This window comes from Stenotrophomonas sp. (assembly GCF_032056425.1).
GTDB lineage: Bacteria > Pseudomonadota > Gammaproteobacteria > Xanthomonadales > Xanthomonadaceae > Stenotrophomonas.
On the sequence record NZ_DAMBCN010000051.1, the window covers coordinates 4,317 to 9,847 of the forward strand.

The 5,531-nt window shown below is 66.4% G+C and carries 4 protein-coding genes; all 4 read right to left on the bottom strand.

Annotated elements, in window-relative coordinates:
- Positions 1-299: 299 nt before the first annotated feature.
- Positions 300-1,304 (bottom strand): class I fructose-bisphosphate aldolase, encoded by a 1,005-nt coding sequence (locus RTY46_RS19080; RefSeq protein WP_312710356.1) that lies wholly within the window; start codon positions 1,302-1,304, stop codon positions 300-302.
- A 208-nt stretch (positions 1,305-1,512) separates the two neighbouring features.
- Positions 1,513-2,979, bottom strand: a complete 1,467-nt coding sequence (pyk, locus tag RTY46_RS19085) for a pyruvate kinase (RefSeq protein ID WP_312710357.1) — start codon at positions 2,977-2,979, stop codon at positions 1,513-1,515.
- A gap of 213 nt (positions 2,980-3,192) precedes the next feature.
- Positions 3,193-3,861: an HAD hydrolase-like protein gene (locus tag RTY46_RS19090; protein ID WP_312710358.1), complete on the bottom strand. Its 669-nt coding sequence runs from the start codon at positions 3,859-3,861 to the stop codon at positions 3,193-3,195.
- On the bottom strand, positions 3,861-5,036 hold the full coding sequence (locus tag RTY46_RS19095; RefSeq protein ID WP_312710360.1) for a phosphoglycerate kinase: 1,176 nt from the start codon (positions 5,034-5,036) through the stop codon (positions 3,861-3,863). The genes RTY46_RS19090 and RTY46_RS19095 overlap by 1 nt, the downstream gene beginning before the upstream one ends.
- Positions 5,037-5,531: the final 495 nt, after the last annotated feature.

Here is a 5,531-nt window from a genome sequence, read left to right on the forward strand (position 1 = left end):
TGGTAGTGGCTGCCATCGTTGTAGTTCAGTGCGCTGCGTGCGGTGATCTCACCGGACAGCGGCTTGTCCAGCGCCAGCGGCGGGACCTTGCCCGCCTCGGCGCTGCTGCCCGGCAGGCGGTTGCAACCGGCCACGGTCAGTGCCGTGGCCATGGCGATCACGATGGCGGCCTTGCGCATGTGCTGCTTCTTCCCTGGAAACCGGACGCCGATACGGCACCCGCTGGAGCGCAACGATACCCGCAAATGAAGACGCCGGCACAAGGCCGGCGTCCTTTACTGCCCAGGCGGTGGCGCGGCTCAGCCGTTCCACTTGCCCAGTGCGGCCAGGCCGTTTTCCTTGGCACGCTCGAACACGGTCTTCTGTGCGGCGGCGTAGTTGCCCTTCATGTCCTTGGCCCACAGCTTCAGCGCGGCCTGCTGCATGGCACGGCCGTAGGAGAAGCTGAGCGGCCACGGCAGGTTGCCGAGCTGGTTCATGGCGTTCAGGTGGGCGGTGGACTGCTCGTCGCTCTGGCCACCGGACAGGAACACCACGCCCGGCAGGATCGCCGGCACGGTGCTCTTCAGGCACATCACGGTCGATTCGGCCACTTCTTCCACGTCGGCCTGTTCATCGCAGCCCTTGCCGGAAATGACCATCGAGGCCTTCAGGATGGTGCCTTCCAGCAGCACGTTCTGCTGGTACAGGGCGTCGAACAGCGAACGCAGGGTCGCTTCGGTCACTTCGTAGCAGGTTTCGATGTCATGGTCGCCGTCCATGATCACTTCCGGCTCGACCATCGGCACCAGGCCGCATTCCTGGCACAGCGCGGCGTAGCGGGCCAGCGCGTGCGCGTTGGATTCAATGCAGGTGCCCGACGGGGTGTTGTCGCCGATGTTGATGACCGCACGCCACTTGGCGAAGCGGGCACCCAGCTTGTAGTACTCCTGCAGGCGCTCGCGCAGACCGTCCAGGCCTTCGGTGACCAGCTCGCCCGGGCAGCCGGCCAGCGGGTGCGCACCCTTGTCCACCTTGATGCCCGGAATCATGCCGTGGTCGGCCATGTACTTGGCGAACGGCACGCCGTCCTTCGTGGCCTGGCGGATGGTTTCGTCGTACAGGATGGCGCCGGAAATATGCTCGTTGAGCTTCGGCGTGGTCAGCAGCAGCTCGCGGTAGGCGCGACGGTTTTCCTCGGTGTTCTCGATACCGACGCTGGCAAAACGCTTGGCGATGGTAGCGGTGGATTCGTCGATCGCGATGATGCCCTTGCCCGGGGCGACCATGGCCTGGGCGGTTTCGGCCAGCTGTTCGATGCTCATGTATTTCCTGTGGCGGGTGCGGGAAAAACGCGATTATAGCCCCGCTACCCGTTGCCCCGACGTGGAGGACAGGATGGAAACGATTCCATGTCTGCGCAGGACAAAGGATGTCCGGCGCGATGGGGTCAGAGCCCCTTCGGGGATCCGACCCTGTATGGCATGGGGTCAGATCCCCAACGGGGCTCTGACCCTGGCCCGGCGGCTGCGCTTACAGATCGCCCAGACCGCTGGCGCGGCCGTCTTCGCCCACTTCCAGCAGACGCAGGGTGTTGGTGGCACCCAGGGTTTCCATGTGCTCGCCACTGGTGAACACGACACGGTCGCCGGCCTGCAGCAGTTCCGATTCCACCAGCAGGCGGATGCTGCCACGGGCGGCTTCGCGCGGCGTCAGGCCGCGGCTGTCGAAGTTGATCGGGTAGACATCGCGCATCAGCGCCATCTGGCGCCGGGCGCCGTCATGGCGGGTGACCGCGAACACCGGCGCCTTGGCGCGGAAACGCGACAGGTAACGGGCAGTGCCACCGGATTCGGTCATCGCCACGATGGCGCGCACGCCCACGTGCTGGGACAGGAACATGGTGGCCATGGCGATGGCCTGGTCGGCACGTTCCAGGTTGCGCGGCGAGGCGTTGAAGTCGGTGTCGGTCTGGAACTGGCGTTCGGCACCCAGGCAGATGCGGGCCATGGCTTCGACCGCCTTCACCGGGTAGGCACCGGCGGCGGTTTCGGCCGACAGCATCACCGCATCGGTGCCGTCGATGACCGAGTTGGCCACGTCCAGCACTTCGGCGCGGGTCGGAATGGGGCTTTCCACCATCGACTGCAGCATCTGCGTGGCGGTGATCACCACCTTGTTCTGCGCCAGCGAGGCCTTGATGATCTTCTTCTGCAGACCCGGCAGCTCGGCGTCGCCGATTTCCACGCCCAGGTCGCCACGGGCCACCATCACCACGTCGCTGGCCTCGACGATTTCTTCCAGGTTCTCGATGGCTTCGGTGCGCTCGATCTTCGACACCAGGGCGGCATCGCAACCGTGCGAACGGGCGATGTCGCGCGCATCGTTCATGTCCTGCGCATTGCGGCAGAACGAGACGGCGATGAAGTCCACGCCGATCTTGGCGACGATGCCGATCAGTTCCTTGTCGCGCTCGGTCAGCGCGCCCAGCGACAGGCCGCCGCCCTGCTTGTTCAGGCCCTTGCGGTCGGACAGGGCACCGTCGTTGAGCACGGTGTTGATGATGCGATCACCCTGCACTTCCACCACCTGCAGCTGCATCAGGCCGTCATCGAGCAGCAGCACATCGCCCGGACCCACGTCCTGCGGCAGCCCCAGGTAGCTCACGCCCACCTGGCTGGCATCGCCGGGACCGGCGCTTTCGCTGGCAATCAGGTCGAAACGGTCACCGGCCTTCAGGAACACCTTGCCTTCGGCAAAGCGCTCGATGCGGATCTTCGGGCCCGGCAGGTCGGCCAGGATGCCCACTTCCACGCCCACGCGGGCGGCGGCGGCGCGCACGTCGGCGGCGCGCTTGGCCTGGCCGGACGGGTCACCATGGCTGAAGTTGAGGCGCACCACGTTCACGCCGGCGCGGAACAGATCCTCCAGCACGCCCGGCGGGTCGGTCGCCGGACCGAGGGTGGCAAGGATCTTGGTGCGACGCTGACGCTCGAACATAGTGAATGGGCCTCTCCCGTGAAAGGGGGGAAATTAGCACATCCTTCACGCCCCATGTATACGGTTACACCCTTGCGGCGCCTGACTCTTCGGGACATGGAGCGGACAGTGCCCGGACAGGGAATGGATGTAACCGGTTCCTGCCGTTGTACGGGGCCCGGACAGAGGGGTCAGAGCCCTCTCCCTTGGAGAGGGATCCCACCCCTGGGTCGGTCAGGCCAGCAGGGTGAGCAGCTGCGCCGGTTCACGGGCCAGATGCCCCGCACCGGCCTCGGTCAGCTCGGCTTCGCCGCCAAACCCCCACAACACGCCCACGTTGCGCACGCCGTGGAAGCGCGCGCCCTCGATGTCCATGCGGCGGTCGCCGATCATCCAGCAGTGCGCCGGATCCAGCTGCAGCCGCTGCAGGGCCTCGCCCACCAGTTGCGGCTTGCTGCTGCGCGAGCCATCCGGGGTAGACCCGATCACGTCGTCGAACAGTTCGCCAAACGGCAGATGTTCGGCGATACGGCGGGCATGTACCTCGTTCTTGGCAGTCACCACGGCCAGCCGATGACCCCGTGCATGCAGCGCACGCACGGTCGCTTCGATCTGCGGATAGACCGTGTGCTCACGCCAGCCCTTCACATCGAAGCGCTCGCGGTACAGCGCCACCGCCTGCTCCACCCGCTGCGCGTCGCCGAACAGCGGGGTGAAGGTGGTGCGCAGCGACGGACCGATCCATCCCAGCAGGGTTTCCTGCGGTGGTACCGGCTGGTCCATCTTCTGCAGCGCATAGGCAATACAGCTGGTGATGCCCACTTCCGAATCGATCAGCGTGCCATCCATGTCGAAGAAGAGCGTGGCACGCCCTTCCCCGATCGGCTGCGATTGGCCCGACATCAGCTGCCGCGCGCGGCCAGAGCGGCCACGGCCGGCAGGGTCTTGCCTTCCAGGAATTCCAGGAACGCGCCACCACCGGTGGAGATATAGCTGACATCGCCGGCGATATCGAATTTGTCCACCGCCGCCAGGGTGTCACCGCCACCGGCGATGGAGAACGCTTTGGAGCGGGCGATGGCACGGGCCAGCGCTTCGGTGCCCTTGCTGAAGGCTTCGAATTCGAACACGCCCACCGGGCCGTTCCAGACCACGGTGCCAGCCTGCGCGATCAGCTGCGCATACTGCGCCGCGGTCTGCGGGCCGATGTCCAGGATCAGGTCATCGTCGGCAACGGCGTCGACCGCCTTCACCTCCGCTGCGGCGTCGGGCAGGAACTGCTTGGCAGTGACCACGTCCACCGGCAGCGGAATGGCTGCACCGCGGGCCTGCGCGTCGGCCACGATCTTCCTGGCGGTATCCAGCAGGTCCGGTTCGTACAGCGACTTGCCGACCTTGTGGCCGGCCGCGGCGATGAAGGTGTTGGCGATGCCGCCACCGACGATCAGCTGGTCGACTTTGCCGACCAGGTTGGCCAGCAGTTCCAGCTTGGTGCTGACCTTGCTGCCGGCCACGATGGCCAGCAGCGGCTTGGCCGGTGCGTCCAGCGCCTTGGCCAGCGCGTCCAGTTCGGCCATCAGCAGCGGGCCGCCCGCGGCCACCGGGGCGAAACGGATCACGCCGTGGGTGGAGGCCTGCGCGCGGTGTGCGGTACCGAAGGCATCCATCACGAACACGTCGCACAGCGCGGCGTACTGCTTCGACAGGGCTTCATCGTCCTTGCCCTCGCCGACGTTCATGCGGCAGTTCTCCAGCAGCACCAGCTGGCCCGGCTGCACGTCCACGCCGTCCACCCAGTCGCGCACCAGCGGCACTTCACGGCCCAGCAGCTCGGACAGGCGCGCAGCAACCGGTGCCAGCGAATCGGCTTCGCTCCACACGCCCTCCTTCGGACGGCCCAGGTGCGAGGTGACCATCACCGCGGCGCCCTGTTCCAGCGCGCGCTTGAGCGTCGGCAGCGAGGCGGTGATGCGCTGTTCGGAGGTGATGCGGCCATTCTCGATCGGCACGTTCAGATCCTGGCGGATCAGCACGCGCTTGCCGGAGAGGTCGAGGTCGGTCATGCGGACGATGGACATGGGCAACTCTTTGGCTCAGGGACGGGATGCCGGTGTACGGCAGACGGCCATTGTATCGGGTGGTGGGGGGCCGATGCCTGCGGCAGGCAGAAGCGCACGGCAACTGCCAGAGCCAGAGCCAGATCCAGAGCCGAAGCGTTGGCGCTTTTTGGTGCTGTGGGTGGGCCGGGGCGGTGTGGGCTGGCCTCGACAGGTTCATGGGCGGAGCGGACGGCAACGGCCGAAGCAAGAGCGGTTTCTGATGTCGGGTGGGGAAAGAAGGGGTCAGAGCCGTTTTCCTGCGGAAAACGGATCCGACCCTGCAGCGAGCGCGCGCAGCGCGCGACCGGCTTTTGCTTTTGCTCTTCTTTTTTCTTTTCCGTGGGTGGCCGCCCCCGGAAACTGTCAGAGGCCGGGCGGGTGGGCTGGGCAGGGGTATCCGCGCCATGGATGGCGCGGCTAAGCCTTATCTGATGGAAATCTGGCAGCGTAGGTGCCGAGAGCCGGCGTGGGCCG

Coding starts and splice junctions, on each gene's coding strand:
- RTY46_RS19080 (WP_312710356.1), bottom strand. CDS start 1,304: ATGAGCATCGAACAGCTGGCCGAAACCGCCCAGGCCATGGTCGCCCCG.
- pyk (WP_312710357.1), bottom strand. CDS start 2,979: ATGTTCGAGCGTCAGCGTCGCACCAAGATCCTTGCCACCCTCGGTCCG.
- RTY46_RS19090 (WP_312710358.1), bottom strand. CDS start 3,861: ATGTCGGGCCAATCGCAGCCGATCGGGGAAGGGCGTGCCACGCTCTTC.
- RTY46_RS19095 (WP_312710360.1), bottom strand. CDS start 5,036: ATGTCCATCGTCCGCATGACCGACCTCGACCTCTCCGGCAAGCGCGTG.